This is a genomic window from Bacillus sp. RIT 809, from assembly GCF_016892495.1.
GTDB classification, from domain to species: domain Bacteria; phylum Bacillota; class Bacilli; order Bacillales; family Bacillaceae_G; genus Bacillus_A; species Bacillus_A cereus_U.
The window spans coordinates 430361-456979 of sequence record NZ_JAFEMR010000001.1 but is presented as its reverse complement, the minus strand read 5'-3'; the positions used below and the strand labels follow the sequence as shown (position 1 = coordinate 456979).

Sequence of the window (26619 nt, the reverse complement as noted above, 5' to 3'; positions counted from 1 at the left end):
CTTATAAATTAGGGAGGAATAGCTCCGATACGTATACTATAAAAGGTAGATGTGACCTGGATGTGAACATGGAGTGAAAGAGAGAGGGAGTTTCAAATAAAAGATAGAAAGAACAAAAAATAAGACCATCACATATAGGATGGTCAAGGAAGGGGACAATTTATGTCAATTTAATTAGGGATGGAAGCTATTCAAAGACACTGGGGAATGTCTTATAAATTAGGGAGGAACAGCTCCGATACGTATACTATAAAAGGTAGATGTGACCCTCGTGTGAATTTGGAGTGAAAGATATGGGGATTTGAAAAGGGATAAAATAGTTGTTGTAAGAGTTATAGTATAAGTGGAGATATAATAGAGAATATTCTTTTGTAAAACGATAGGAATCTGAATATAAATAAAAGTTGAAATCTATGAAAAAAAGGATTATGCTCAACTATATTATAAGAATATAAGGTTTATCCCGCTACTTGTAGGCTCTTAAAGAGTCTTTATTTATGAGGGGATAAAAGCTTCACTTGATAAAGGGAGTTAGTGATATGGAAGTAGCAAAAAAACAAGGGTTGTATAATCGCCTTGTACGATTAAATCCACCACAAATTTTAGCATTAGGCTTTTTTTGTTTAATTGTGGTCGGAGGATTGTTATTAAAGTTACCGTTTGCAACGAAAGTACATATTAGTTGGGTAGATGCTTTCTTTACAGCTACGTCGGCAGCGACTGTAACCGGTTTAGGTGTTGTAGATACTGCAAGTACGTTTACGATGTTTGGTGAAATTGTTATTATGTTTTTAATTCAAACGGGTGGTCTCGGTCTTATGACGATTGCCATTTTAATAGTTTGGGTATTAGGTAAAAAAATCGGTTTACGCCACCGGTTATTAATTGGAGAAGCATTTAATCAAACAAATATTGGTGGTCTTGTGAAATTAGTGAAACGTGTCTTTATTTTTTCTATTTGTATTGAGCTAATTGGAGTTATCTTTTTATCGATTCGCTTTATTCCAGAGTTTGGTTTTGGAAAAGGTTTATACTATAGTATTTTTCACGTTATTGCGTCATATAATAATGCTGGCTTTGCGCTTTGGCCAGATAATTTAACAAGATATGTAGGAGATCCTATTATTAATATTGGGATTTGTTCTTTAATTGTAATAGGAGGATTAGGGTTTACGGTATTAATTGATATATGGTATAGCCGTAGTTTCCGAAAATTATCACTGCACTCCAAAATCATGATTGTTGGAACGATAGCACTTAATGTTATTGCGATGATTGTGATTTTTGTATTGGAATATAATAATGTGAAGACTTTGGGACACTTATCTTTAAATGAAAAGTTATGGGCTTCGTTCTTCCAAGGAATTACACCTCGTACAGCCGGTTTTAACACGGTAGATTATGGGGGGATGGAAGAGTCATCGATACTATTTACGATGGTATTAATGTTTATTGGTGCGGGAAGTGTATCGACAGGCGGTGGGATTAAGTTAACGACATTTGTTATTTTAATTACATCAGTTCTTTCTTTCTTTAGAAAGAAAGAGGATTTTGTTTTATTTCAGCGTACTATTAAAATGTCGACAGTAACGAGAGCGTTAGCAATTGTCGTTGCTAGTCAAATACTTATTTTTACAGCGGTATTTGTATTAATGCTTACAGAAGATTTCAGTTTTATTCAGTTATTATTTGAGACAATTTCAGCGTTTGGCACAGTAGGGTTAACGATGGGGATTACTGCGAAGCTATCGGCGTTTGGAAAATGTATTATTATGTTTGTTATGTTTTGTGGATTAATCGGACCGTTAACACTTGTGTTCTCTTTGGCTCGACCAGCGAAACAAAAAATTAAATATCCATCAGAAGATGTATTTACAGGATAAGGTATCCCGCATAAAGCGAGATACCTTTTTCTTTTTAAAAAAGAGAGAACAATAAACCAATAAGCGCCACTCGGAATAAAATCGCAATGAGTGCAGCGATACCGCCAATAATCGCTGCGGTGCCACCAGTTACAGTAGCCCCGCGATTATAAGCGTAAATACCGAGTAAAACAGACACAAGACCAAATAGTGTTGGGAATGTGAATAGTGATAATATTGCTAAAGCAAGAGCGATAAAACCAGCAGTCGATCCAGCTGCAGATGATCTTACATCATCGTTATCTTTATCATCATAATCAATACGCTGTGGTGCAACTTCAGCTGCGTATTCTTCTTTATAGTCACTATAATCACTATCTATTCGATCTCTTTTTTTATATTCATCAAATTTCTCAGTCAAAGTAAGGACTCCTTTCATAACAAGGTTCAATAGTAGTATGTTTCTCTTTACTGTTTTTATCCCGCTATTTGCGAGCAGTAAGACTCCCACCTCAAAATTCGGCTGGAGCGAAGAAGTTAGGTGGGGGTCCGGCTGCCCATAAACGCCCGATTGGTGAGGGCTAATAATCAGTGGGGGATGAACAAAACCTCCACTGATTAAAGTTTCACTTTATCCGAACCTGTACAGGGAGTAATATCCAATTGGAAAGTGAAAAATGTTTTTTCAAAATAGGAAAACTTAGTATGACTTCCTCTATTTTGGAAAGTATAAAAAAGAATAATGAGGAAAGGGTGTAGTACATAATGGAACATCCAATTGAAAATTTAATGAAAACAGCAATGACCAATTTAAAAGAGATGGTAGATGTAAATACGATTGTTGGAAGTCCAGTTTCAACAGCTGATGGAAATGTAGTATTAACAGTATCTCAAGTGGCTTTTGGTTTTGGTGCCGGCGGAAGTGACTTTAAAGGTGATTTTATTTCCGAAAAACATAATAACGGACAAGGGCAGCATAAAGAGAACAAGCAAAGTCATCCATTCGGAGGCGGAAGCGGGGCTGGGGTTTCTATTAGCCCAGTTGCTTTTTTAGTAGTTGGCTCTAACGGTGTGCAAGTATTACACCTCAATAGTAGTACACATTTAATTGAAAAGGCTTTAAATACTGTACCAAGCACTGTAGATAAATTTGTAAATGGTCGCCAAAAGTGAACTTGCATTTTTTAGGAATTATGATATATTAGAAAAAGTGCGCTTTAGGATGATCGGAATAATTGAACTGTAAATATATATGATGTGTGGAATAAGGGAGAGGAATTTATGATTAATATCAAAAACTTAGTAGTTGGCTTATTTATGTTAGTAAGCGGTTTTGTTGTATATGTAATAAAAGAAAAAGCTCCATTCTAAAACAGACAAACCGTTAATGTCTGTTTTAAATTTGTAAAAAATGTTGACAAGTTATTGTATTGGTGTTAGAATTTTAATTCGTGTCTCGGTTAAAGCTAGTGTAAAGTAAATAAATCTTATGAATATAATACGAAAAGTTTGCGAAAGATCGGGTAGTCTTACCAACAACTTTTGTGAACAAACCCTATAAATTGTATATGTAAGCTTTATATGTATACTAGTGAATCAAGGAGCGGTCAGTGGAACCGTAATGATGAGAGAGAGGTAGGGCTTTCATCCAGTATATGTTACTTTCCCGTTAGGTGAATATAAAAAAGAGGGCTCCTTTTCAAAAGGAGCCCTCTTTCTATAGATAAATTGAAACTATAATCAGTGAGACCATTCCCGTTAAATGTTAGCTCACAAATAATGTGATAAAAATGATTAAGTGCGGTTTTCAACTTGTTGACAAATTTCATCTGTTGTTAAACCATGTGCTTTAATTACAGATCCTTTTATCGATGCATCTGCAATGCCCATCATATTAGAATCTTGCCCGGTTACAACGCAACAATCACACCCATGTGCATCATTTTCAGAGTTAAGTGAAACGACTTCATGTCCTTGTTGCTGAAGAGCTTGTTGAACATCTGTTAAAGAGTTCTCAACACCAATTCTAGCCATAATTTTCACCTCCTACCACCTAGTTGCTAGTATGCTCAAGTCCATAGCATATATTTATGAAAAGATGGTAGGAAGAGAATATTTGTTTAGTCGTTATATACACCAGTAAGCATTTGACTAACGAATTGATCATTTAATGTATCTTGTGCTGAACTGTTATTGGATTGAATATCGATTGAAGCTGTATAGTTGTTATGTTTCCTGCTATTTGGTTCTACTTCAACGTAATTATCGAATTTACAAAATCCTTTCGTATCCATTAGATCAAATAGTTGTAGCATTTCTACGACCTCTTGTCTTGTTCCTTTAATTTGTACACACGCCATTGTTATTTCCTCCTTCAATTTGACAAATTGTTTTTTAAAAATAGGATTATGATTACTAAATGAAAAATATGAATGTTATTTTTAGACAGCGTTATTTTTGTTATTTTCCCCCTTTTTCACCAAAAGTCGTCGTATATTCCCGAATTTATAAAATCGGACGTCCGTTTATTGAATACAATAGATTCGTATCAATTGGCGAAAACCCTTCTTTTAAACAAATATTTTTTTAGTAGAATTTGGCGAAAAAATTTTTTTGACTTTTTGTAAACGTTAACAATGTTGTTAAATCAATATAATCAAAGATGTACGTACGATTAAAAATTAAAAATTTTCTAAAAATTCACTTGATTTATTTGAAAAGGAGAGTAAACTAGGAAACAATAAAAAACTCATAGAACATAGGGGGCGCTTTCAAGTGAACGAGCAGTGGATTTTCTTAAATGGAGAATTTGTTCCAAAAGACGAAGCAAAGGTTTCAGTATATGATCATGGCTATTTATATGGCGATGGAGTGTTCGAAGGAATTAGGGTATATAGCGGTAATGTTTTCCGTTTGAGAGAGCATCTTGTCCGGTTATATGAATCAGCGAAATCCATCATGTTAGAAATTCCATATACGTTAGAAGAAGCAACGAAAATCGTTGTTGAAACGATTCGACAAAACAAACTATCTAATGGATATATCCGCCTCGTTGTATCAAGAGGACCTGGGAATTTGGGATTAGATCCCGATTCTTGTACGAAACCAAATGTAGTAGTAATTGCAGAGCAATTATCTTTATTTCCACAAGAATATTATGAAAAAGGGATTCCGATTATAACAGTTGCAACGCGTCGTAATCGCCCGGATGTTTTATCGCCTCAAGTAAAATCTTTAAATTACTTAAATAATATTTTAGTTCGCATTGAGGCGAAACTAGCTGGAGTACAAGAAGCACTTATGTTAAATGACCAAGGATATGTAGCTGAAGGCTCTGGAGATAACGTATTTATTGTGAAGGGAAATAAATTAATTACACCACCAAGTTCTGCTGGAGCGTTAGAAGGTATTACACGAAACGCGATTTTAGAAATCGGCGAAAAACTTGGATATGACGTAAGAGAAGAATTATTTACAAGGCACGATGTATATGTAGCTGATGAAGTGTTTTTAACAGGAACAGCTGCTGAAGTAATTGCTGTTACGACAGTAGATGGAAGAACGATTGGTTTAGGGAGAACAGGGCCACATACGAATCGTTTATTAGAAGAATTCCGTAAATTAGTTGTAGAAGATGGAGAGAAAATTTACGAAGAAAATAAAGTTGGATAATAGCTCTTTATGACATGATAAAGCGTTGATAGGGAGGAGTAGTTGACTGTGAAGCCTCACAGAGAGTCGGTGGTTGCTGGAAACCGATGGTTCACGTCGACGAACATCACCCTTGAGTGCTAAGCTGAAGTGTTTATTTAGGCTTAGACGGTAGCTCCGTTATTAGCTAGACTCATATCCCGAGTCACTGAGGCAAGAGTAATCTTGCAAAGAAGGGTGGTACCGCGAAATCTTTCGTCCCTTCAGCACATAGCTGGAGTGTGGACGTAGGATTTTTTTATTTTATAAATGGTTTAAAAAAGGGGGCTTATAAGAAAAATGTCTTCAAAAACGGAAGAGAAACTGGCAACTGGTGCACAGCTATTGTTAGAAGCGCTAGAAAAGGAAGAAGTAGAAGTGATTTTCGGGTATCCAGGTGGTGCGGTTTTACCTCTATATGATGCGCTTTATGATTGTGAAATCCCGCATATTTTAACGAGGCATGAGCAAGGTGCAATTCATGCTGCTGAAGGATATGCAAGAATTACAGGGAATCCAGGAGTGGTAATTGCAACAAGTGGACCGGGTGCTACAAATGTTATTACTGGTTTAGCTGACGCGATGATTGATTCATTACCGCTTGTTGTATTTACAGGGCAAGTAGCAACAACGTTAATCGGAAGTGATGCTTTCCAAGAAGCAGATATTATGGGGCTTACGATGCCGGTGACAAAACATAATTATCAAGTGCGAAAAGCATCGGATTTACCCCGAATTATTAAAGAAGCATTTCATATCGCTAGAACAGGAAGACCGGGCCCAGTCGTAATTGACCTTCCGAAAGATATGGTAGTAGAGCAAGGCGAGAGATGTAGCGACGTACAAATGGATTTACCAGGATACCAGCCTAATTATGAACCGAATCTACTACAAATAAACAAATTATTACAAGCGATTGAGGTCTCAAAAAAGCCATTAATTTTAGCTGGAGCAGGTGTATTGCATGCGAAAGCATCGAAAGAATTAACAAGCTTTGCTCGCAAATATCATATTCCAGTTGTTCATACATTACTTGGTCTTGGCGGGTTTCCGCCAGATGATGAACTATTTCTAGGGATGGGAGGAATGCACGGTTCATACACCGCAAATATGGCGTTATATGAATGTGACTTACTTATTAATATAGGTGCAAGATTTGATGATCGTCTTACTGGGAATTTAGCTTATTTTGCTAAAGAAGCGATTGTCGCACATATAGATATTGATCCAGCGGAAATTGGGAAAAATGTGCCGACTGAAATCCCTATTGTTGCGAGTGCGAAGCAAGCATTAGAAGCTATACTCACTTTTAAAGAAGGGGAAGTAGATTACAATGATTGGCTTTCGTTATTGAATAGTAGAAAAGAAAAATATCCTCTTTCTTACAAAGAACATGCAGAACGTATTAAACCTCAATATGCAATTGATATGCTATACGAAATTACGAAAGGAGAAGCGATTGTAACAACAGATGTTGGGCAACATCAAATGTGGGCAGCTCAATATTATCCATTGAAAAACCCAGATAGATGGGTAACTTCTGGGGGATTGGGAACAATGGGCTTCGGGTTTCCAGCAGCAATAGGTGCACAAATCGCAAAGCCTGAAGAACTAGTTATTGCAATTGTCGGTGATGCTGGATTTCAAATGACCTTGCAAGAACTTAGTGTGTTGAAAGAGCATTCTTTACCGGTTAAAGTTTTTATTTTAAATAATGAAGCTTTAGGGATGGTAAGACAATGGCAAGAGGAATTTTATAATAGGCGATATTCGCACTCCTTACTTTCATGCCAACCAGATTTTGTCGCACTTGCCAATGCATATGGCATAAAAGGTGTTCGTATTGAAGACCCACTTCTTGCAAAGCAACAATTACAGTATGCAATTGAATTAAGAGAGCCAGTCGTAATTGATTGCCGCGTACTTCAATCTGAAAAGGTTATGCCGATGGTTGCACCAGGGAAAGGGGTTCACCAAATGGAGGGGGTGGAGAAAAGGTGAAGAGAATTGTAACAGCGACAGTTCGAAATCAAAGCGGTGTGTTAAATCGAATTACAGGTGTTATGACACGTAGACATTTTAATATTGAAAGTATTTCAGTAGGTCATACGGAATCATCGGATATTTCGAGAATGACGATTGTTGTACACGTTGAAAATGAACAGCAAGTTGAGCAGTTAATTAAACAACTTCATAAGCAAATCGACGTATTGAAAGTATCAGATATTACAGAAGAAGCGATGATCGCTAGAGAACTTGCACTTATTAAAGTAGCAACGTCTGTAGCAAGAGCAGAATTATATAGTTTAATTGAACCATTTCGAGCCACTGTAATAGATGTTGGGAAGGATTCCATAGTGGTGCAAGTAACAGGTACTCAGGAGAAAGTAGAAGCGTTAATTGAATTACTTCGTCCATACGGTTTGAAAGAAATTGCTAGAACAGGTGTAACAGCATTTACACGTAGTATGAAAAAACAAGATAAACAAGTTATGTTAATTCAATAATTATTTAAAAAATAGGGGGAAATGAAAATGGCGAAAGTTTATTATGAAAAAGACGTAACGGTAAATGTATTAAAGGAAAAGAAAGTAGCAATCATCGGATATGGATCGCAAGGCCATGCGCATGCACAAAACTTACGTGATAACGGATTTGATGTAGTAGTTGGACTGAGGAAAGGGAAGTCATGGGATAAGGCGAAAGAAGACGGATTTTCTGTATATACAGTAGCGGAAGCAGCAGAAAAAGCGGATGTAGTAATGATTCTACTACCTGATGAATTACAGCCAGAAGTATATGAAGCTGAAATTGCACCAAACTTACAGGCAGGTAATTCTCTTGTGTTCGCACATGGCTTTAATGTTCACTTTGATCAAGTAAAACCGCCAGCTAATGTAGACGTATTTCTAGTAGCACCGAAAGGTCCAGGACATCTAGTACGTCGTACGTTTGCAGAAGGGGGAGCTGTTCCTGCATTATTTGCAGTATATCAAGATGCAACAGGAGTTGCGACTGAAAAGGCACTTTCATATGCAGATGGAATTGGGGCGACGAGAGCAGGTGTATTAGAAACAACGTTTAAAGAAGAAACAGAAACAGATTTATTCGGAGAGCAAGCTGTACTTTGCGGCGGAGTGACTGCACTTGTAAAAGCGGGATTTGAAACGCTAGTTGATGCTGGCTATCAACCTGAACTTGCATATTTTGAATGTTTACATGAACTGAAATTAATTGTTGACCTTATGTATGAAGGCGGACTTGAAAATATGAGATACTCAGTTTCAGATACAGCGCAGTGGGGTGACTTCGTATCAGGGCCACGTGTTGTTACTGAAGATACGAAGAAAGCGATGGGGGAAGTATTGGCAGAAATTCAAGATGGTACATTTGCAAGAGGCTGGATTGCAGAGCATAAAGCAGGAAGACCAAATTTCCAGGCGACAAATGAGAAAGAAAATGAACATGAAATCGAAGTAGTTGGACGTAAATTACGTGAAATGATGCCTTTTGTACAGCCGCGAGTAAAGGTAGGGATTAAATAATATGAAGCAGATTTTGTTCATGGATACGACGCTTCGTGATGGCGAACAATCACCAGGAGTTAATTTAAATGAACAAGAGAAATTACAAATTGCGAGGCAACTAGAGAGACTTGGTATTAATGTAATGGAAGCTGGATTCGCAGCGGCTTCTGAAGGTGATTTTCAATCGGTAAAACGTATCGCAAATACCATTCAAAATGCTACTGTTATGAGTTTAGCTAGAGCAAAGGAAAGCGATATTCGAAGAGCATATGACGCAGTGAAAGGTGCTGTCTCTCCTCGATTACACGTATTTTTAGCTACGAGTGATATTCATATGAAATATAAGCTGTGTATGTCGAAAGAAGATGTATTAGATAGTATTCATCGCTCGGTTACACTTGGAAAATCATTATTTCCAACAGTGCAATTTTCAGCAGAAGATGCGACAAGAACATCGAGAGCATTTTTAGCTGAAGCAGTAGAAGTAGCGATTCGTGCAGGAGCGAATGTAATCAATATTCCTGATACAGTTGGATATACGAATCCAGAAGAATATTATTCTCTTTTTAAATACTTAAAAGAATCCGTTCCTTCGTATGAAAAAGCAATTTTCTCTTGTCATTGTCACGATGATCTTGGGATGGCAGTAGCGAACTCGTTAGCTGCAGTTGAAGGCGGAGCGTTACAAGTAGAAGGAACGATTAATGGAATTGGAGAAAGAGCAGGAAATGCAGCCTTAGAAGAAGTCGCAGTTGCTCTCCATATTAGAAAAGATTTCTATGAAGCAGAGCCCTCTATGACGTTAAAAGAAATTAAAGCGACAAGTACATTAGTAAGTCGTTTAACAGGTATGGTTGTACCGAAAAATAAAGCGATTGTTGGAGCAAATGCGTTCGCTCATGAATCAGGTATTCATCAAGATGGTGTTTTAAAAGAAGTGACGACATATGAAATTATTGAACCGGCGCTTATAGGTGAATCTCAAAATCTATTTGTACTTGGAAAACATTCTGGACGTCACGCATTTACGGAAAAAATGAAAGAATTAGGCTACGAATTTACAAACGAAGAACGAGATGCGGTGTTTGCAGCATTTAAAAAATTAGCTGATCGAAAAAAGGAAATTACAGAAGAAGATTTACGTGCGCTTATGCTTGGTGAAGCAGCATTTTCGGCACAACAATATAGCATTACGCAATTGCAAGTACACTTCGTATCAAATAGTACACAGTGTGCAACGGTTGTACTAAAAGATGAGGAAGGGAATATGTACGAAGATGCAGCAACTGGTTCTGGAAGTATTGAAGCAATCTATAATGCAATTCAAAGAATTTTAGGATTAGAATGTGACTTAGCGGATTATCGCATACAATCTATAACGCAAGGTCAAGATGCACTTGCACATGTTCATGTTGAATTAAAAGAAGGAACTCATCAAGTATCAGGTTTTGGTGTTGCGCAAGACGTATTAGAAGCATCGGCGAGAGCGTACGTTCATGCGGCGGGAAAATTAAAATCTTTTATTACTCTTGTGAAGTAACTGTTTGATAAGTGAGGGACTCGTCCCTTACTTATCAAAATATATTTCTGAAAATTCAGATAAAAAGGAGTGTTTTAATTGGAAAAACGTATCGTTTGTTTAGCGGGTGATGGTGTTGGTCCGGAAGTTATGGAAAGCGCGAAGGAAGTATTGCATATGGTAGAGAGGCTATATGGACATCATTTTCATTTACAAGATGAGTACTTTGGCGGAGCTGCTATCGATTTAACTGGGCAACCATTACCACAGCGAACACTTGCCGCTTGTTTAGCGAGTGATGCGGTTTTACTTGGAGCGGTTGGTGGACCTCGGTGGGATGATGCGAAAGAAAGGCCAGAGAAAGGATTATTAGCTTTAAGAAAAGGACTTGGTGTATTTGCAAATGTTCGCCCTGTAACAGTAGAAAGCGCAACTGCACATTTATCGCCATTAAAAAACGCAGATGAAATTGACTTCGTTGTCGTTCGTGAACTAACAGGTGGTATTTATTTCTCTTATCCAAAAGAAAGAACGGAAGAATCGGCAACTGATACACTTACGTACCATCGTCATGAAATTGAACGTATCGTGTCGTATGCTTTTCAATTAGCGAGTAAGAGAGAGAAAAAAGTAACGTCTATTGATAAAGCGAATGTTTTAGAATCTAGTAAACTGTGGAGAGCTGTTACGGAAGAAGTAGCCCTTCGTTATCCTGATGTTGAATTAGAGCACATTTTAGTAGATGCAGCTGCTATGGAGTTAATTCGGAATCCAGGACGTTTTGATGTAATTGTAACCGAAAATTTATTTGGTGACATTTTAAGTGACGAGGCCTCTGTATTGGCAGGGTCATTAGGAATGCTTCCATCAGCGAGTCATGCGGAAAACGGGCCGTCTTTATATGAGCCTATTCACGGATCAGCACCAGATATTGCAGGGAAAAATAAAGCGAATCCAATTGCGATGATGCGTTCAGTTGCGATGATGCTCGGACAATCATTTGGATTAACGAGAGAAGGGTATGCAATTGAATCCGCAATATCTGCAGTTCTTAAATCTGGAAAATGTACAGCTGATATTGGGGGAGATGAGACGACAACTTCATTTACGAAGGCGGTTATTCAAGAGATGGAAGAGCAAGCGCTAGTAGGGAGAGGACGATAATGGGCAAAAGATTACTAGATAAGCTTTGGGAGAGACATGTAGTTGCAACGAATGAAAATGGATTGGATTTATTATATATCGATCTTCATCTCGTTCATGAAGTAACGTCACCGCAAGCCTTTGAAGGCTTGCGGCTTGCAAATCGAACTGTTCGAAGACCGGAATTAACGTTTGCAACGATGGATCATAATATTCCAACGATAGATGTTTGGAATATTACCGATCGTATTGCGAAGCAGCAATTGGATACACTTCGTGAGAACTGTAAACAATTTCAGGTTTCATTAGCTGATATTGGTGATGAAGAGCAAGGAATCGTTCACGTTATAGGACCAGAACTTGGACTCACGCAGCCAGGGAAAACGATTGTTTGTGGTGATAGTCATACAGCAACCCACGGTGCTTTCGGAGCGTTAGCATTTGGTATTGGTACGAGTGAAGTAGAACATGTATTAGCAACGCAAACGTTGTGGCAACGAAAGCCGAAAGCGATGGGAATTGAATTAAAAGGAAAGTTACCAAAAGGCGTTTATGCAAAGGATATTATTTTGCATCTCCTTTCAAAGTACGGTGTAGCAGTTGGAACTGGATATGTAATGGAATTTTACGGTGAGACGATTCATGCTATGGAAATGGAAGAGAGGATGACACTTTGCAATATGGCAATTGAAGGGGGAGCGAAAGCTGGCATCATTGCACCAGATGAGAAAACATTTTCTTATGTAAAAGGGCGTGAATATGCACCGAAAGACTATGAAATGTTTACGAGAAAATGGTCGGAGCTTTATACAGATTCAGATGCAATTTATGATTTACATATTTCGGTAAATGTTACGGATTTAGCACCGTATGTCACTTGGGGAACAAATCCTAGTATGGGTGTTCGAATTGATGAAAAATTACCAGAAAAACATGATGAAAATGATGAAAGAGCATATTCGTATATGGGATTGAGTCCTGGACAAAGTACTTTTGAAATTCCAGTTCAGCATGTCTTCATTGGGTCTTGTACAAATTCTCGATTATCTGATTTAGAAATTGCAGCATCTGTTGTAAAAGGGAAAAAAGTGAAAGACGGTGTGCGAGCCCTCGTTGTGCCTGGTTCTAAAAGGATAAGAGAAGCAGCGATGCAAAAAGGATTACATCACATATTTGAAGAAGCGGGGTTTGAATGGAGAGAGCCTGGATGTTCAATGTGTCTTGGAATGAATCCGGATCAAGTGCCTGAAGGGGAGCATTGTGCATCTACTTCAAATCGTAATTTTGAAGGAAGGCAAGGGAAAGGAGCACGAACACATTTAGTAAGCCCAGCTATGGCAGCAGCGGCTGCGTTATATGGTCATTTTGTTGATATTAGAAAGGAGAATTATGATGGAGCCATTTCGTATTCATAAAGGTACTGCCGCAGTACTTATGAATGATAACATTGATACAGATCAAATTATTCCGAAGCAATATTTAAAGAGAATTGAAAGGACGGGATTTGGAAAATATTTATTTGATGAGTGGCGTTACGATAATGAGCGCCATGAAAATCCTAATTTCCCTCTTAATGCGCAAGAACGGAAAGGAGCAAGTATATTAATTACGGGTGATAATTTTGGATGCGGTTCATCAAGAGAACATGCTCCGTGGGCGCTTGCTGATTATGGTTTTCGCGTTATTATCGCCGGGGGATTTGCAGATATTTTTTATATGAATTGCATGAAAAATGGTATGTTACCGATTGTAATGGATAAAGAAATGCGTGAACAACTTGCTAAAACGGATGCGAGAGAACAAATAGAAGTAGATTTAGAGAATGAGGTAATTACAACGAATACGCATAGGTTTCATTTTACAATCGAAAAAATGTGGAAAGAGAAATTATTAAATGGTCTAGATGAAATTAGCATTACGATGCAATACGAACGAGAAATTGGAGAGTATGAAAGAGAGATAGCCTTATATTAAGAAATAACGGAATATTAAAAAATCTGTTTACATTCAGAATTAACTGTTATATACTATGTGAAAATCAGAGGAGAAAGGGAGTAAGTATTATGAATATCGTGCAATCTATTAAAATGCTTACACAACTACATCATCATACATGAAACCCTTGAACCTAACGTGAAAACGTGTAGGCACAAGGGTTATTCCCGTTGTACCTACACTCTACTAAAGAGCCTTGTAGGTATTTTTTCTACAAGGCTCTTTTTATTTTCGGTTTAGGTGAATGGAATGAGCATACATTAGAGAGGGAAAGGTGTGTGAAATGAGATGGCAAAGTGGAAGCGTGCAAATCCGAATGGAACGAGGGATTACTTATTCGAAGAATGTACGTTAATTGAAGAAGTGGAACAAAAATTAAGACGGACCTTTTTAGGCAGAGGTTATGAAGAAATAAGGACACCTACAATTGAATTTTACGATGTTTTTGCATTTCAAAATAGGCCAATAGATGAAGAAAAGATGTATAAATTTTTTGATGAAAAAGGGCGGATTATCGTTTTACGCCCAGATATGACAATTCCTTTAGCTAGAGTAATAGGAACGCAGAGATGGGACACTCCTCTTAAAGTGACATATAGTGGAAATGTATTTCGGGCAAATGAGTCGCTTTCTGGAAAATATAATGAAATGGTACAAAGTGGTATTGAAATTATCGGGATTGATAATGTAAGAGCGGAAATTGAGTGTGTCATAAGCGTAATTCAAGCACTTCAAAAATTGAAGGTACAATCTTTTACAATTGAGATTGGGCAAGTGCAGTTATATAAATGTATTGTAAAAAAACTCTCCATTCATGATGAAGAAGAGAGGTTACTTAGAACATATATTGAGAGTAAAAATTATGCCGGTCTCTCAAATTTTATCGAAGAAAAAAAATTAGATCGGTGTGATGAAACAGTAAGGTTACTTGAGAAACTACCAAGGTTATTCGGGAGTTTAGATGTTATTGAGGAAGCAGAAAAACTCGCCTCAAGTAATGAAATGAAAATGGCTATTGCAAGAGTGAAAGAAATATATGAAACAATTGAACAGTTAGGATATGGCTCTTACATATCAATTGATTTAGGTATGGTTCAACATTTGGATTATTATACGGGTGTCATTTTCAAAGGGTATATATATGAAATTGGAGAAGAGATTGTTAGTGGCGGAAGATATGATGAGTTAATTGGAAATTTTGGAGAGATGATGCCAGCTGTTGGGCTCGCGGTGCAAGTAAATCAAATAGTTAAGGCACTTCAAGAGCAGCAAGAACCATATAAACGAAAGAGAATAGATATTATGATTCATTATGAGTTAAATAGATTAGCAGAAGCGGAAAGGTTACGAAATTTACTTCAAAAGGACGGGAAGAATGCCCAGTTATCTTTATTCTCTAATTTAAACGATACTTTTCAATTTGCAAACAAGAATAAAATAATGACAGTCGTTGAGGCGAAGAGTGAATCACTAGTGGAATATGTATGGAGAGAGAAATGGATCATCCAGAAAGAAGGAGAGGCTTCATGCGTAACATTCAAATTGCGTTAACGAAAGGAAGATTAGAAAAGCATGTTATTCCACTGTTTGAGAAAATTGGAATTGATTGTTCGGAGCTCAAAGATAAAGGAAGAAAACTTGTGTTTAAAAGTAAAAACACAAACATTTCATTTATTTTAGTGAAAGCGGTAGATGTTGCTACTTATGTAGAACATGGCGTAGCTGATATTGGAGTCGTTGGAAAAGATATATTAATGGAATTTGAGAAAGATATATATGAGATGGTGGATTTAGGAGTAGGCGTGTGTAAATTTTGTGTCGCTTCTATTCCTACGTATAATCCGAAGAGTTATCGGAAAAAACGAATTGCTACGAAATATCCGCACATTACTTCTACATATTTTCATGATAAAGGGGAGGATGTAGAAATTATTAAAATAGAAGGATCTGTAGAGATTGCTCCACTTCTAGGTTTGGCAGATGCAATTGTTGATATTGTTGAAACAGGAAAAACATTACAAGAAAACGGGTTAATTGTATTTGAGGAAATGTGCTCTATATCAGCTCGAATGATTGTGAATAAGGCTGCATTGAAAACTAAAAAAGACGAAATATTCGGTATTATAAATATGATGGAACAAGAAATTTTGTCAGGGAAATAGGGGGACTTTCAATGGAGATAGTTTGTGAAGATTTCCAAGAGGCTTTATCGAAAATAAAATTGCTACGAGAAAGCGCTAATTTAATAGAAGAAACTGTTCAAAGAAGTGTAAGCGAAATTGTTAAAAACGTAAGGGAGAGTAAAGATAAAGCTGTATCGTTCTATACAAAAAAGTTTGATGGTGTAGAGATAAAAGATTTTCGTGTAAGTGCAGAAGAAATAAAACAAGCAAGTAAGTTTGTAGAACAAGCTTTTTTAGAAGCGTTAGAAGAGGCAAAAAAAAACATTGTCTCGTATCACGAAAAGCAAACAAGACAATCTATGTTCGATTGCGTGAGTGAAGGGGTAATTAGAGGACAGCTCATTCGGCCGTTAGAAAATGTAGGTGTATATGTGCCGGGCGGGACAGCTTCGTATCCTTCATCAGTATTAATGAATGTATTGCCAGCAAAACTCGCAGGAGTGAAAAAAATTGTAATGGTAACACCGCCGAGGCAAGGAGGAATTGATCCGCATATTTTAGCTGCTGCAAGTCTTGCAGGTGTAGATGAAATTTATATGGCCGGTGGTGCTCAAGCAATTGCTGCTCTAGCATATGGAACGGAATCGATTCCTAAAGTAGATAAAATAGTTGGACCGGGAAATTTATATGTTGCTCTAGCGAAGCGAGAAGTATATGGGATAGTCAATATCGATATGATTGCTGGACCATCAGAAATTGTAGTTATCGCAGATGAAACAGGAAATGCCGAATATATTGCTGCTGATTTATTATCACAAGCAGAGCATGACGTGAGAGCGACTGCTATTTGTATTACAACGAATGTACAGCTTGCTAAAGAAGTAGAAAGAGAAATAGAAAGACAGCTAGAGACGTTACCAAGAAGTGAAATAGCTCGTGAGTCAATAAAAAGAAATGGAGCAATTTTTATTGTCCCTTCTTTAGAAGAGGCGTTTCATTTATCAAATGAAATCGCTCCAGAACATTTAGAGTTACACATAAAAGAGCCAATGAATGCTCTAGCTTATGTAAAGCATGCTGGATCAATTTTTCTTGGGCCATATGCACCTGAACCGCTCGGAGATTATTTGGCGGGGCCGAATCACGTATTACCGACAAGTGGAACAGCAAGGTTTTTCTCTCCGTTATCCGTCGATGATTTTGTGAAAAAATCAAGCTTCGTTTCTTATACGGAAGAAGCGTTAAGAAGTGTACAGCATCATATTGTAGAACTTGCAAATAAAGAAGGTTTACATGCACACGCAAGAGCGATCCAAATTAGGTTTAAGGAGGAAGAATAATGCGCCAATCTAGTCAAGTACGTGAGACGACTGAAACAAAGATTAAATTAAGTTTGCAGCTCGATGAAAGTACGAATGTTTCTGTGCAAACGGGAGTTGGTTTTTTTGATCATATGCTAACTTTATTTGCTAGGCATGGAAGATTCGGTTTGCAAGTTGAAGCTGAAGGTGATGTATTCGTCGATGCGCATCATACGGTTGAAGATGTTGGCATTGTACTTGGAACTTGTTTGAAAGAAGCATTGCAAAATAAAGAAGGGATTAATCGTTACGGCTCAGCGTATGTACCGATGGATGAATCTTTAGGATTTGTCGCGATTGATATAAGCGGGCGCTCATATATTGTATTTCAAGGTGAATTAACAAATCCGAAGCTTGGAGATTTTGACACAGAATTAACGGAAGAATTTTTTAGAGCAGTTGCCCATGCTGCAAATATTACGTTACATGCTCGCATTTTATACGGAAGCAATACCCATCACAAAATTGAAGCTCTATTTAAAGCATTTGGTCGAGCGCTTAGAGAGGCAGTCGATAAAAATGCCAACATTACTGGTGTAAATTCAACGAAAGGGATGTTGTAATTGATTACTATTATAGATTATGGAATGGGGAATATTCGCAGTGTGGAACAAGCATTAAAATATATTAGAGCAGAGTACATCGTAACGGATGACAAAGAAGAAATATTGAGAAGTGATGGCGTTATTTTACCGGGAGTAGGTGCATTTCCGAAGGCGATGGACATTTTAGAAGAAAAAGATTTAGTATGTGTGCTAAAAGAAGTTGGAAGTTCAGGAAAACCACTTCTAGGTATTTGCTTAGGAATGCAGCTTTTATTTGAAAAAAGTGAGGAACTACAAGACTGTAACGGATTAAATTTATTGCCAGGTGTCATTAGAAAGTTAAAAGTTCCTTATAAAATTCCACATATTGGGTGGAATGAGTTGAAGAAAGATGGAGAAATACCGCTTTGGAATGGAGTAGAGGACGGTTCTTTCGTATATTATGTCCACTCTTATTATGCAGATTGTCCAAATGAAATTGTGTATGGGGCAAGTGAGTATGGAGTGCAAGTACCTGGTTTTGTAGCAAAAGGAAATATATTTGGCACACAGTTTCATCCTGAAAAAAGTGGTGAAATTGGAATGCAAATGTTAAAAAATTTCAAAGGAGTGGTAGAAGCATGGAAATCTTCCCAGCTATCGATGTAAAAGAAGGGCGATGCGTAAGGCTGTATCAAGGAGAGTTTAGTAAAGAAACGGTGATGAATGAAGACCCAGTCGCACAAGCAACAGTATTTGAAAAAATTGGAGCGAAAATACTACACGTTGTTGATTTAGATGGAGCAATTGCTGGGGAGTCAGTAAATTTACCTGTCATTGAAAAAATATGCAAGGCGGTACGTATTCCGGTGCAAGTTGGAGGAGGAGTTCGGTCACTCGCGGCAGTGGAGAAGTTGTTGTCAGTAGGTGTAGAAAAAGTGATATTAGGAACGGCTGCCCTTTACGATAAATCATTTTTAGAAGAAGCGGTTCGTCTATATAAGGAGAAAATCATAGTTGGAATTGATGCGAAAAATGGTTTCGTAGCAACAAGGGGGTGGCTCGATGTGTCTGAAATTTCGTACATCGATTTAGCGAAGCAAATGGAAAGTTTAGGTGTTCAAACGATTGTGTTTACGGACATTTCAAAAGATGGGACACTTGCAGGACCAAATTTTGAGCAATTGGAGTTACTGCAAAAAAGCGTGGGTATTCGTGTGATTGCATCTGGAGGTGTCGCATCTATTCAAGATGTGAAAAGATTAAATGATATGAATATATATGGCGTCATAATTGGAAAGGCACTTTACGAAAAAACGATTGATTTAGAAGAAGTGTTACAGGTAACAAAACTATGTTAGCGAAACGAATTATTCCATGTCTAGATGTGAAAGATGGGCGGGTCGTAAAGGGTGTAAATTTTATAGGGTTACAAGACGTCGGTGATCCTGTTGAAATAGCCGCACTATATAATGATGCGGGAGCAGATGAAATCGTATTTTTAGATATTACTGCGACGCATGAAGGGCGAAAAACGATTATAGATGTTGTAGAAAAAACTGCTTCAAAAGTATTCATTCCTCTCACAGTTGGCGGTGGGATTTCAAATGTGAGAGGAATGTACAATTTACTAAGAGCTGGAGCGGATAAAGTCTCAATAAACTCAGCGGCAGTGAGAAATCCGAAGTTAATCCAGGAAGGTGCAGAACATTTTGGCTCACAATGTATTGTCGTAGCAATTGATGCTAGAAAAGTAGCAGAAGATAAATGGAATGTATACGTAAATGGCGGAAGACTTAATACAGGGATGGATGCAATCGAATGGGCGAGACGCGTTGCCCAGCTCGGAGCAGGAGAAATTTTGTTGACGAGTATGGATGCAGATGGAACGAAAAACGGATATGATCTTCGTTTAACAGAAGCAATTTCAAACAGCGTCTCTGTCCCAGTAATCGCATCAGGTGGATGTGGTCATGTGGATCACATTATAGAAGTATTTCAAAAGACAACAGTTGATGCAGCATTAGCAGCATCAATCTTTCATTATGGTGAAGCGACTGTACAGGATGTAAAGCGAAAATTAAGAGAAGCAAACGTTGAGGTGCGGTTATGAAACCTAACTTTGCAAAAGGGTTGATACCAGCTGTTGTTATCGAGGAAGATACGAAAGAAGTTTTAATGTTAGCTTATATGAATGAAGAAGCGTATGACAAGACGCTGGAAACGAAAAGAACATGGTTTTATTCCCGTTCGAGACAATCGTTATGGAATAAAGGAGGTACATCGGGAAATATCCAATATGTGCAATCACTTTATTTAGACTGTGATCAAGATTCAATCGTTGTTGTCGTAAAGCAAGTAGGGCCTGCTTGCCATACGGGAGAAAAAACGTGTTTTCACTATAAAATTATATAGGGGGATACATATGGAAGATATTCTTAAGTTATTATTTGAAACAATTGAAGAACGAAAGAAAAATCCACTTTCTGAATCATATACGAATTATTTATTTTCAAAAGGTGAAGATAAAATTTTAAAGAAAATTGGTGAGGAGTGCACAGAAGTAATTATCGCGTCTAAAAATAATGATAAAGAAGAACTAGTGAAAGAAATGGTTGATGTATTTTATCACTGTTTTGTTTTATTAGCCGAAAAAAATATATCATTAGAAGATGTTATGAAGGAAGTGAAAGAACGAAACGGAAAGCTTTCGAGAGTAGGGGACAGAAGAGAAATAGATACATTATAGGGGGGATATGTATGAAAGTGGACTATCATATTCATTTAGAAGAAGGACCGTATTCAATAGGTTGGCTTGCTAAAATAAATGAAGCACTACAATATTATGAACCGCTTAAAGAAGAAAAACATTCTATGGAGTGGCTTATAAAAACGCAAGAACGTTTGCAAAAACGTGTGAAGGAAGGGCCGTTTACAGCAAAATGGATTGATTTATATTTAGAAGAAGCTTTACGAAAAGGTATAAAAGAAGTTGGTATTGTTGATCATTTATATCGTTTTCGCGAGGCGCAAGGATATTATGAGAAATATGTAGATATTAGTCATTCAAAGCTTGGTCGTTTACAGAAGGAATGGTTAGATCAAGTAAGAGTAACGTCTATTTCTGAATTTACAAAGGCGATTGAAGATGCAAAAGAGCGATGGAGTAAACGGGGGATAACGCTTAAGCTTGGAATTGAAGCAGATTATTTTATCGGCGGGGAACAAGAGTTAAAAGGTTTGCTAGCACTAGGAGACTTTGATTATGTAATCGGTTCGGTCCATTTTATAGGTGGATGGGGATTTGATAATCCAGATACGAAAGAGTATTTTGATACGCATGAGTTACATACTTTATATCATACGTTTTTCGCTACAGTTGAAAGTGCTGTTCGTTCTGAGCTCTTTGATATAATAGCTCATCTTGATAACATAAAAGTATTTAATTACCGGTTAGATGAGAATGAACAGCTTTCTTATTATAAGGAAATTGCGCGTGCGTTAGTGGAAACAAATACCGCAACAGAAATAAATGCGGGATTGTACTATCGCTATCCTGTGCACGAAATGTGTCCAAGTCCGCTTTATTTGCAAGTATTAGCTAAGTATGGAGTTCCGATTACTCTATCCTCAGATGCTCATTATCCGAATGATTTAGGAAAGTATGTGGAAGAGAATATAAAGACATTACGCAATCATGATATTTCTCACATAGCTACATTTACGAAACGAGTAAGAACGATGAGATTGCTTGAAGAAGAAGTAACAATTTCAAAATAAAACACGATTTTTTGATGAAAACGCCTCTTTTTGTTCAAAATAAGAAAGAATGAAAAGGAGGGTGGAAAATGGCGAAACAACAAAATAAACAAAACGTACAAGCGGCAGATCAAGCTTATACTTCTGAAACGAATAATACAGCTAACTCAGTTATCGAGGAACAAATTAGTGATACAGTTGCAGAAGGAACAATCGATGCAAAGCTTGGGCAAGAATCGCAAGAGAAAGCGTAAGAAGAGGGGAGAGATGAATCTCCTCTTTTCTTATGGGTAAAAAAGTGTCGATTTTCAAAACTATAATCAAATTCCTTGGTTTTTACATGTGGATTTCTTACAATGAAATATAAGAGATATCTTATTTTGTATAGAAGAGGTGTTAGTAGTGGCGAAAATATTAGTTGCAGGGAAAATTCCAGAAATCGGATTAGAACTATTAAAAGATCATGATGTAGAAATGTACGATAAAGAGGAGTTAATTTCTTTAGATGAATTAACAGAGCGTGTAAAAGATAAAGATGCATTGTTAAGTTTACTTTCTACAAAGGTGCCGAAAGAAGTTATTGATGCAGCACCTAATTTAAAGATTGTTGCAAACTACGGTGCTGGTTACGACAATATTGATTTTACGTATGCAGGAGAAAAAGGAATTGCAGTATCGAATACACCGAAAGTATCAACTGAAGCGACAGCAGAATTAACATTTGCACTTCTTTTAGCAGCGGCACGTAGAATTCCTGAAGGGGATACGTTATGTCGTACAACTGGATTTAACGGCTGGGCACCATTATTTTTCTTGGGCCGCGAGGTACACGGTAAGACAATTGGAATTATTGGCCTTGGAGAAATAGGGAAGGCAGTTGCAAAGCGTGCGAAAGCATTTGGAATGGATATTTTATATACAGGGCCAAATCGTAAGCCTGAAGCGGAAAGTGAATTGGGAGCAACATATGTAACATTGGAAGAACTATTACAAACAGCGGACTTTATTACAATTAACTGTGCTTATAATCCGAAATTACATCATATGATTGATGAAGAACAGTTTAAAATGATGAAGAAAACAGCATATATTATAAATGCTTCACGTGGACCAATTATGCATGAATTTGCACTTGCTCATGCACTGAAAACGAATGAAATTGAAGGTGCAGCTCTTGATGTATTTGAATTTGAACCGAAAATTACAGAAGAGCTAAAAGGATTAAAGAATGTGGTACTTGCGCCTCACGTAGGGAATGCAACGTTTGAAACGCGTGATGCGATGGCTGAAATGGCAGTAAGAAATATTTTAGCTGTATTAAACGGTGAAGAACCTGTAACACCTGTAAATCAAAAAGTATTGGTTACAAAATAAAAAGAAACCTTCCAATTTCGGAAGGTTTCTTTTATTTTTCTTTATTTGCTTTTTTAGAAGGTCGTTGTCTAAGGAATTGAGATAGCATATACAAAATATATAGTGGAATGGCAATGAATAAGAAAACAGAAAAATTACCAAAACCTGTTTGGTACATTGTGATAATACTTCCAACTAAAAATAGTGTAATAATTATGCTATATCGTGGAATTGGTACATCTTTTAAACTTGGGATACGAATGCGGCTCACCATTAAAAATGCGAACGTTACAAATACTGTAATAAGAACGATTTTTGGAATGGTATTTGAAAATAATGTTAGGAAAGCGACAAGCCCTCCAGCTGCAGTAATCGGAACTCCAGTGAAATATTTCATGGAAGTAGAAGATGGTGTTACATTAAATCGTGCTAAGCGATATGCTCCGAACAGTGGGAATAATCCCGCTATGTATAGCCCAATGATTCCGTAGTTGGAAAAAGATGTGTAATACATTAAAACAGCAGGTGCTGCGCCAAATGTTACAACATCTGCGAGTGAATCAAGCTCTTTTCCCATTTGTGAATCAACGCGTAATAAACGAGCAACACGACCATCAAGACTATCTAACATCATCCCGATAAGTACTAAAATAGCAGCTGATTTATAATATCCTAAAGATGCATAGCCGATTGACAAGAATCCGCTATATAAATTTCCGAGCGTAAATAAGTTTGGAATAGCTGCTCTATACAAAATCTGATCCCTTGCTTTCTGTTATAAATTCTTAATTAGTGTACGAAAGTTTACTTATTTTATCATACCATAAATTTCTTTCTCATACGAAAGAAATTCCCAATTTGTGAAAGATTTGAAGTGTAAGTAAAAAAGAAGCAACTTTTCACAAAGTTGCTTCCTACATTATTCAAATTTCGTTGTCATCGTTCCAGTTTTAAATCGATTGTTAGCATCGAATCGTAATAAATCTCCATAAATCAGTTTGTCAGAGAGTTTTAAATCTGTTTTTGCTTTTTCAATATACGGCTGACATAGTGCTACATCTGCCTCTTCACCTGAGCTTCTTTTGTAGCACATATTTTTTGTATACACATAATCCTCTGTTACAAAACTACCATCTCGCATTACCATAAGTGGATCTTTTTCTTTTATAAATAAGTCAGTTCCAAATTCAACTGATTGATTCGTTTTAATACCAAGTAAATGAAGCAGCGTTGGTTTAATATCAATTTGTCCTGATACTTTAGAGATAACTTTTCCTTCTTGACCCGGTACATGAATAATGAGGGGGACGCGCTGTAATTGCATAGAATCAAATGGTGTAATAGCGTCTTTCCCAAGGAACTGAGCCATAGCTGCATTATGGTTTTCGGAAATGCCATAGTGATCCCCATAAATGACAATAACGGAATTGTCGTATAGTCCTTCTTCTTTTAATTGGTTAATGAATAATTTGAGAGCTTCATCCGTGTAGCGAACCGTTGGGAAATAGCGGTTTAGAACACCGCTTTCCGAATTAAACTCATCAACATATTGATCTTCTGGACTTAAGAGAAACGGAAAATGATTTGTTAAAGTAATAAATTTCGTATAGAACGGTTGCGGTAAAGATTTTAACTTTGGAATAGATTGTTCAAAGAACTCTTTATCTTTTAATCCCCAACCGACAGACATTTGTTCAGTGCCTACATAATCATTTAAATTAAAATAACGATCATATCCAAGTGCAGGATACATTACATCACGATTCCAAAATGTTTTATCGTTTGAATGGAAGACAGCGGAAGAATATCCGTATTTCTTTAACTGTTCGGGTGTGGCAGTATATTCATTTGTTGCATGAGTAAAGAATACAGAACCACGGTCTAACGGATAAAGTGAGTTTTCAACGATAAATTCAGCATCGGAAGTTTTACCTTGTCCTGTTTGATGATAGAAGTTATCGAAGTAAAAACTATCTTTTATAAACTGATTTAAAAATGGAGTAATCTCTTTTCCATTTATTTTTTTATTAATAACAAAATTTTGTGTAGACTCCATTGAAATTAAAATTACATTTTTACCTTTTGCAGCTCCAAATAAGTTTTTATCGACTTGCTTATCTTTTGCGTCAGTATAATTTTTAATTTCGGAGAATCCGTCGCCACTTGCAAATACACGTTCAGCCGAAGATTTAGATTGAAGTGTAATATCGAATAGATGATATGTGTATAAACCTAAGTTTTTCACGACAGTTTGACGATCAAATGAGCGTGAGAACATTTGTGGTTTATAAATAACTGAAACAGTAATTTGCAGTGCCAATAGCGCTGTTACACCACTAAAGAAAGTCCGTTTCTCAGAACGAGAAAGTGGCGTCCTGTCACAAAATGATGGGAATTTACGTGAAATAAACATTAAAATAATTGCATCTGCAAATAAAAGTAATGTCTTGTACGTAAAGAGCTCTTTAATGCTCGTTCCTAAGTCAGCCATATTATTTGTTTGGAATAAAACAGGAAAAGTAACAAAATCGTTATAGAACCCGTAAAACATTGCATTTCCAAATAAAATAAATGACAGTATAAAACTAATTCCAATAATAATTCGGTTTCGGTACTTAGATGCAAGTAAAGCTAAACCGAAAAATAAAAGTAATGAAGCTAGTGGATTAATAAAAAGCATAAATTCTTCAAAGAAATTATCAATTTTAATATCAAATGCTAGCTTGTACACAATATATGTTTTAATCCATAATAAAACGACTGCAACGAGTGCAAATCGTAATTTTGGAAACAGATGTTGTAGCATAATATACTCCTCTCTTAAAAGTATGACAGTTCCTGTGAGTTTGTTTGAAAATCGTCTCACTATATATATACGAACAGTCCTTTATTATTATGATTATTATACTATGAGTATCATTATACGAAAATAAAGGAGAGTTGTGGGCTTTTTTTGCAACAATTGAGTAGAAAAAGCGAAGTGGGAGACAATAAAATGGAATTTCTATGTATGATTATTATCATTCGTTAAACATGGAAAGTATCGCGTAATGATACGGAGGTTATGATGCGGAAATTATTATATTTTATAGTATGCATTAGTTTTATGCTTTTTGTTTCACCGAGTGTATCAGTAGCACAATATGATGCACCGCTCATGGAAGATGCTCTTTATTCTGTGTTATTTCCAAAAATGAATGAAGCGATTGAGAAACAATATGGAAAATTAAAACCGTTTGATTGTCCCAAAATTATTAGTCTAAAAAAACTTTATAGCGGTACATATTTATTTCAAGCAGTAATTGAAATAACGAAATATGAATCAGGAATAGGTGGAAAAGTACTTCCGCCGTTTGAGAAGATAAGTATGACGTTTAACAATGAAGAAGGAGAATGGACTGTTACAAAAATTTCTATAAAGCGCTTACCAAATGATACGAAATTAAATTGTAAAAAAACAATATAAAAAATTGTTTGACAAATAAAATGGTCCTTTGGTATTGTTAATAGCAACAATTAGATGTTTGAAAATTAAATAGACTTACCTCATCTACTCTCAAAGGTAGAGGCCGCGATAGGAAAGAGTAAGCTATGGGAGATTTAGTGGAATCTGTGATCATAGGTTGAAAGGGACTATTGCCGAAATATAAGAATGACCACGTTATTCATATATTGGGACTGCATTGAATAAATGTAGTACTGTCATAATATTTATTTTATGGAGAGCTATTTGGAGATGTTGATGCGGTTTCTTATTTTGAGA

At 36.7% G+C, this 26619-nt stretch carries 29 protein-coding genes, 1 riboswitch and 1 other annotated feature; of the genes, 24 read left to right on the top strand and 5 right to left on the bottom strand.

What is annotated here, in order from left to right; genetic code table 11:
- Nucleotides 1-539: 539 nt before the first annotated feature.
- Nucleotides 540-1883, top strand: coding sequence for a TrkH family potassium uptake protein (locus JTF23_RS02300; RefSeq protein WP_002201206.1), 1344 nt, complete (start codon nt 540-542; stop codon nt 1881-1883).
- A gap of 34 nt (nt 1884-1917) precedes the next feature.
- Here JTF23_RS02300 and JTF23_RS02295 read toward each other — a convergent pair whose 3' ends face one another.
- Nucleotides 1918-2283 carry a hypothetical protein gene (locus tag JTF23_RS02295; protein WP_002158683.1) on the bottom strand — a complete coding sequence of 122 codons (366 nt, stop codon included), beginning with the start codon at nt 2281-2283 and terminating at the stop codon, nt 1918-1920.
- A gap of 344 nt (nt 2284-2627) precedes the next feature.
- Here JTF23_RS02295 and ytfJ point away from each other — a divergent pair, with 344 nt between their 5' ends.
- The gene (gene ytfJ / locus JTF23_RS02290; protein ID WP_000400919.1) at nt 2628-3035 is read left to right on the top strand and encodes a GerW family sporulation protein; all 408 of its coding nucleotides are present in this window, start codon (nt 2628-2630) and stop codon (nt 3033-3035) included.
- A 108-nt stretch (nt 3036-3143) separates the two neighbouring features.
- The gene (locus tag JTF23_RS02285; RefSeq protein WP_000608227.1) at nt 3144-3233 is read left to right on the top strand and encodes a hypothetical protein; all 90 of its coding nucleotides are present in this window, start codon (nt 3144-3146) and stop codon (nt 3231-3233) included.
- A gap of 423 nt (nt 3234-3656) precedes the next feature.
- Here the strand turns inward: JTF23_RS02285 and JTF23_RS02280 are convergent, their stop codons facing one another.
- Together JTF23_RS02280 and JTF23_RS02275 are read right to left on the bottom strand one after the other, a co-directional pair.
- The gene (locus JTF23_RS02280; RefSeq protein ID WP_002158681.1) at nt 3657-3896 is read right to left on the bottom strand and encodes a YkuS family protein; all 240 of its coding nucleotides are present in this window, start codon (nt 3894-3896) and stop codon (nt 3657-3659) included.
- Between the two features lie 86 nt (nt 3897-3982).
- The gene (locus JTF23_RS02275; protein WP_002011724.1) at nt 3983-4222 is read right to left on the bottom strand and encodes a DUF3911 family protein; all 240 of its coding nucleotides are present in this window, start codon (nt 4220-4222) and stop codon (nt 3983-3985) included.
- A gap of 415 nt (nt 4223-4637) precedes the next feature.
- On the opposite strand from JTF23_RS02275, the gene ilvE reads away from it, so the two are divergent.
- From ilvE to JTF23_RS02175, 20 genes are all read left to right on the top strand, one after another.
- Entirely contained in the window at nt 4638-5534 is an 897-nt protein-coding gene (gene ilvE, locus JTF23_RS02270) for a branched-chain-amino-acid transaminase (protein WP_002011723.1), read from the top strand.
- Nucleotides 5535-5550: 16 nt separating this feature from the next.
- Nucleotides 5551-5779, top strand: a binding site (T-box leader).
- Nucleotides 5780-5852: 73 nt separating this feature from the next.
- Nucleotides 5853-7553: an acetolactate synthase large subunit gene (gene ilvB / locus JTF23_RS02265; protein ID WP_002158679.1), complete on the top strand. Its 1701-nt coding sequence runs from the start codon at nt 5853-5855 to the stop codon at nt 7551-7553.
- Nucleotides 7550-8059, top strand: a complete 510-nt coding sequence (gene ilvN, locus JTF23_RS02260) for an acetolactate synthase small subunit (protein ID WP_000822949.1) — start codon at nt 7550-7552, stop codon at nt 8057-8059. Before ilvB ends, ilvN begins: the two co-directional genes overlap by 4 nt.
- Before the next feature lie 27 nt (nt 8060-8086).
- A complete protein-coding gene (gene ilvC, locus JTF23_RS02255; protein WP_002158678.1) occupies nt 8087-9097 on the top strand; it encodes a ketol-acid reductoisomerase in 1011 nt (336 codons plus the stop codon).
- 1 nt (nt 9098) lies between these two features.
- A complete protein-coding gene (gene leuA, locus JTF23_RS02250; RefSeq protein ID WP_204207986.1) occupies nt 9099-10619 on the top strand; it encodes a 2-isopropylmalate synthase in 1521 nt (506 codons plus the stop codon).
- 78 nt (nt 10620-10697) lie between these two features.
- On the top strand, nt 10698-11762 hold the full coding sequence (leuB, locus tag JTF23_RS02245; RefSeq protein WP_002158676.1) for a 3-isopropylmalate dehydrogenase: 1065 nt from the start codon (nt 10698-10700) through the stop codon (nt 11760-11762).
- Nucleotides 11762-13156 carry a 3-isopropylmalate dehydratase large subunit gene (gene leuC, locus JTF23_RS02240; RefSeq protein WP_204207985.1) on the top strand — a complete coding sequence of 465 codons (1395 nt, stop codon included), beginning with the start codon at nt 11762-11764 and terminating at the stop codon, nt 13154-13156. The genes leuB and leuC overlap by 1 nt, the downstream gene beginning before the upstream one ends.
- Entirely contained in the window at nt 13134-13715 is a 582-nt protein-coding gene (gene leuD / locus JTF23_RS02235; protein WP_002158674.1) for a 3-isopropylmalate dehydratase small subunit, read from the top strand. Before leuC ends, leuD begins: the two co-directional genes overlap by 23 nt.
- 309 nt (nt 13716-14024) lie before the next feature.
- A complete protein-coding gene (locus tag JTF23_RS02230; RefSeq protein ID WP_204207984.1) occupies nt 14025-15287 on the top strand; it encodes an ATP phosphoribosyltransferase regulatory subunit in 1263 nt (420 codons plus the stop codon).
- Nucleotides 15263-15898: an ATP phosphoribosyltransferase gene (gene hisG, locus JTF23_RS02225; protein ID WP_002158672.1), complete on the top strand. Its 636-nt coding sequence runs from the start codon at nt 15263-15265 to the stop codon at nt 15896-15898. The genes JTF23_RS02230 and hisG overlap by 25 nt, the downstream gene beginning before the upstream one ends.
- A gap of 11 nt (nt 15899-15909) precedes the next feature.
- Complete coding sequence (gene hisD / locus JTF23_RS02220; protein ID WP_204207983.1) at nt 15910-17199, top strand: histidinol dehydrogenase; 1290 nt, start codon at nt 15910-15912, stop codon at nt 17197-17199.
- A complete protein-coding gene (hisB, locus tag JTF23_RS02215) occupies nt 17199-17783 on the top strand; it encodes an imidazoleglycerol-phosphate dehydratase HisB (RefSeq protein WP_002158670.1) in 585 nt (194 codons plus the stop codon). Before hisD ends, hisB begins: the two co-directional genes overlap by 1 nt.
- Nucleotides 17784-18413: an imidazole glycerol phosphate synthase subunit HisH gene (gene hisH / locus JTF23_RS02210; RefSeq protein WP_078179578.1), complete on the top strand. Its 630-nt coding sequence runs from the start codon at nt 17784-17786 to the stop codon at nt 18411-18413.
- Nucleotides 18386-19105, top strand: coding sequence for a 1-(5-phosphoribosyl)-5-[(5-phosphoribosylamino)methylideneamino]imidazole-4-carboxamide isomerase (hisA, locus tag JTF23_RS02205; protein ID WP_002158668.1), 720 nt, complete (start codon nt 18386-18388; stop codon nt 19103-19105). Before hisH ends, hisA begins: the two co-directional genes overlap by 28 nt.
- On the top strand, nt 19099-19857 hold the full coding sequence (gene hisF / locus JTF23_RS02200; RefSeq protein ID WP_016104289.1) for an imidazole glycerol phosphate synthase subunit HisF: 759 nt from the start codon (nt 19099-19101) through the stop codon (nt 19855-19857). Before hisA ends, hisF begins: the two co-directional genes overlap by 7 nt.
- Nucleotides 19854-20159, top strand: coding sequence for a phosphoribosyl-AMP cyclohydrolase (gene hisI, locus JTF23_RS02195; RefSeq protein ID WP_002158666.1), 306 nt, complete (start codon nt 19854-19856; stop codon nt 20157-20159). Before hisF ends, hisI begins: the two co-directional genes overlap by 4 nt.
- Before the next feature lie 10 nt (nt 20160-20169).
- Nucleotides 20170-20493, top strand: coding sequence for a phosphoribosyl-ATP diphosphatase (hisE, locus tag JTF23_RS02190; protein WP_002158665.1), 324 nt, complete (start codon nt 20170-20172; stop codon nt 20491-20493).
- A gap of 11 nt (nt 20494-20504) precedes the next feature.
- Complete coding sequence (locus JTF23_RS02185) at nt 20505-21524, top strand: histidinol phosphate phosphatase domain-containing protein (RefSeq protein WP_204207982.1); 1020 nt, start codon at nt 20505-20507, stop codon at nt 21522-21524.
- Between the two features lie 68 nt (nt 21525-21592).
- Nucleotides 21593-21757 (top strand): YozQ family protein, encoded by a 165-nt coding sequence (locus JTF23_RS02180; RefSeq protein ID WP_002158663.1) that lies wholly within the window; start codon nt 21593-21595, stop codon nt 21755-21757.
- 148 nt (nt 21758-21905) lie between these two features.
- Nucleotides 21906-22877: an NAD(P)-dependent oxidoreductase gene (locus JTF23_RS02175; RefSeq protein ID WP_002201194.1), complete on the top strand. Its 972-nt coding sequence runs from the start codon at nt 21906-21908 to the stop codon at nt 22875-22877.
- A 31-nt stretch (nt 22878-22908) separates the two neighbouring features.
- On the opposite strand, the gene pssA is transcribed toward JTF23_RS02175, so the two are convergent.
- Together pssA and JTF23_RS02165 are read right to left on the bottom strand one after the other, a co-directional pair.
- Nucleotides 22909-23610, bottom strand: a complete 702-nt coding sequence (gene pssA / locus JTF23_RS02170; protein ID WP_002158661.1) for a CDP-diacylglycerol--serine O-phosphatidyltransferase — start codon at nt 23608-23610, stop codon at nt 22909-22911.
- Nucleotides 23611-23775: 165 nt separating this feature from the next.
- On the bottom strand, nt 23776-25662 hold the full coding sequence (locus JTF23_RS02165; protein WP_204207981.1) for an LTA synthase family protein: 1887 nt from the start codon (nt 25660-25662) through the stop codon (nt 23776-23778).
- A gap of 261 nt (nt 25663-25923) precedes the next feature.
- Between JTF23_RS02165 and JTF23_RS02160 the strand changes: the two genes are divergently transcribed.
- Nucleotides 25924-26322 carry a DUF3888 domain-containing protein gene (locus JTF23_RS02160; protein ID WP_002158658.1) on the top strand — a complete coding sequence of 133 codons (399 nt, stop codon included), beginning with the start codon at nt 25924-25926 and terminating at the stop codon, nt 26320-26322.
- Between the two features lie 89 nt (nt 26323-26411).
- A riboswitch (Lysine riboswitch) is annotated at nt 26412-26593 on the top strand.
- Nucleotides 26594-26619: the final 26 nt, after the last annotated feature.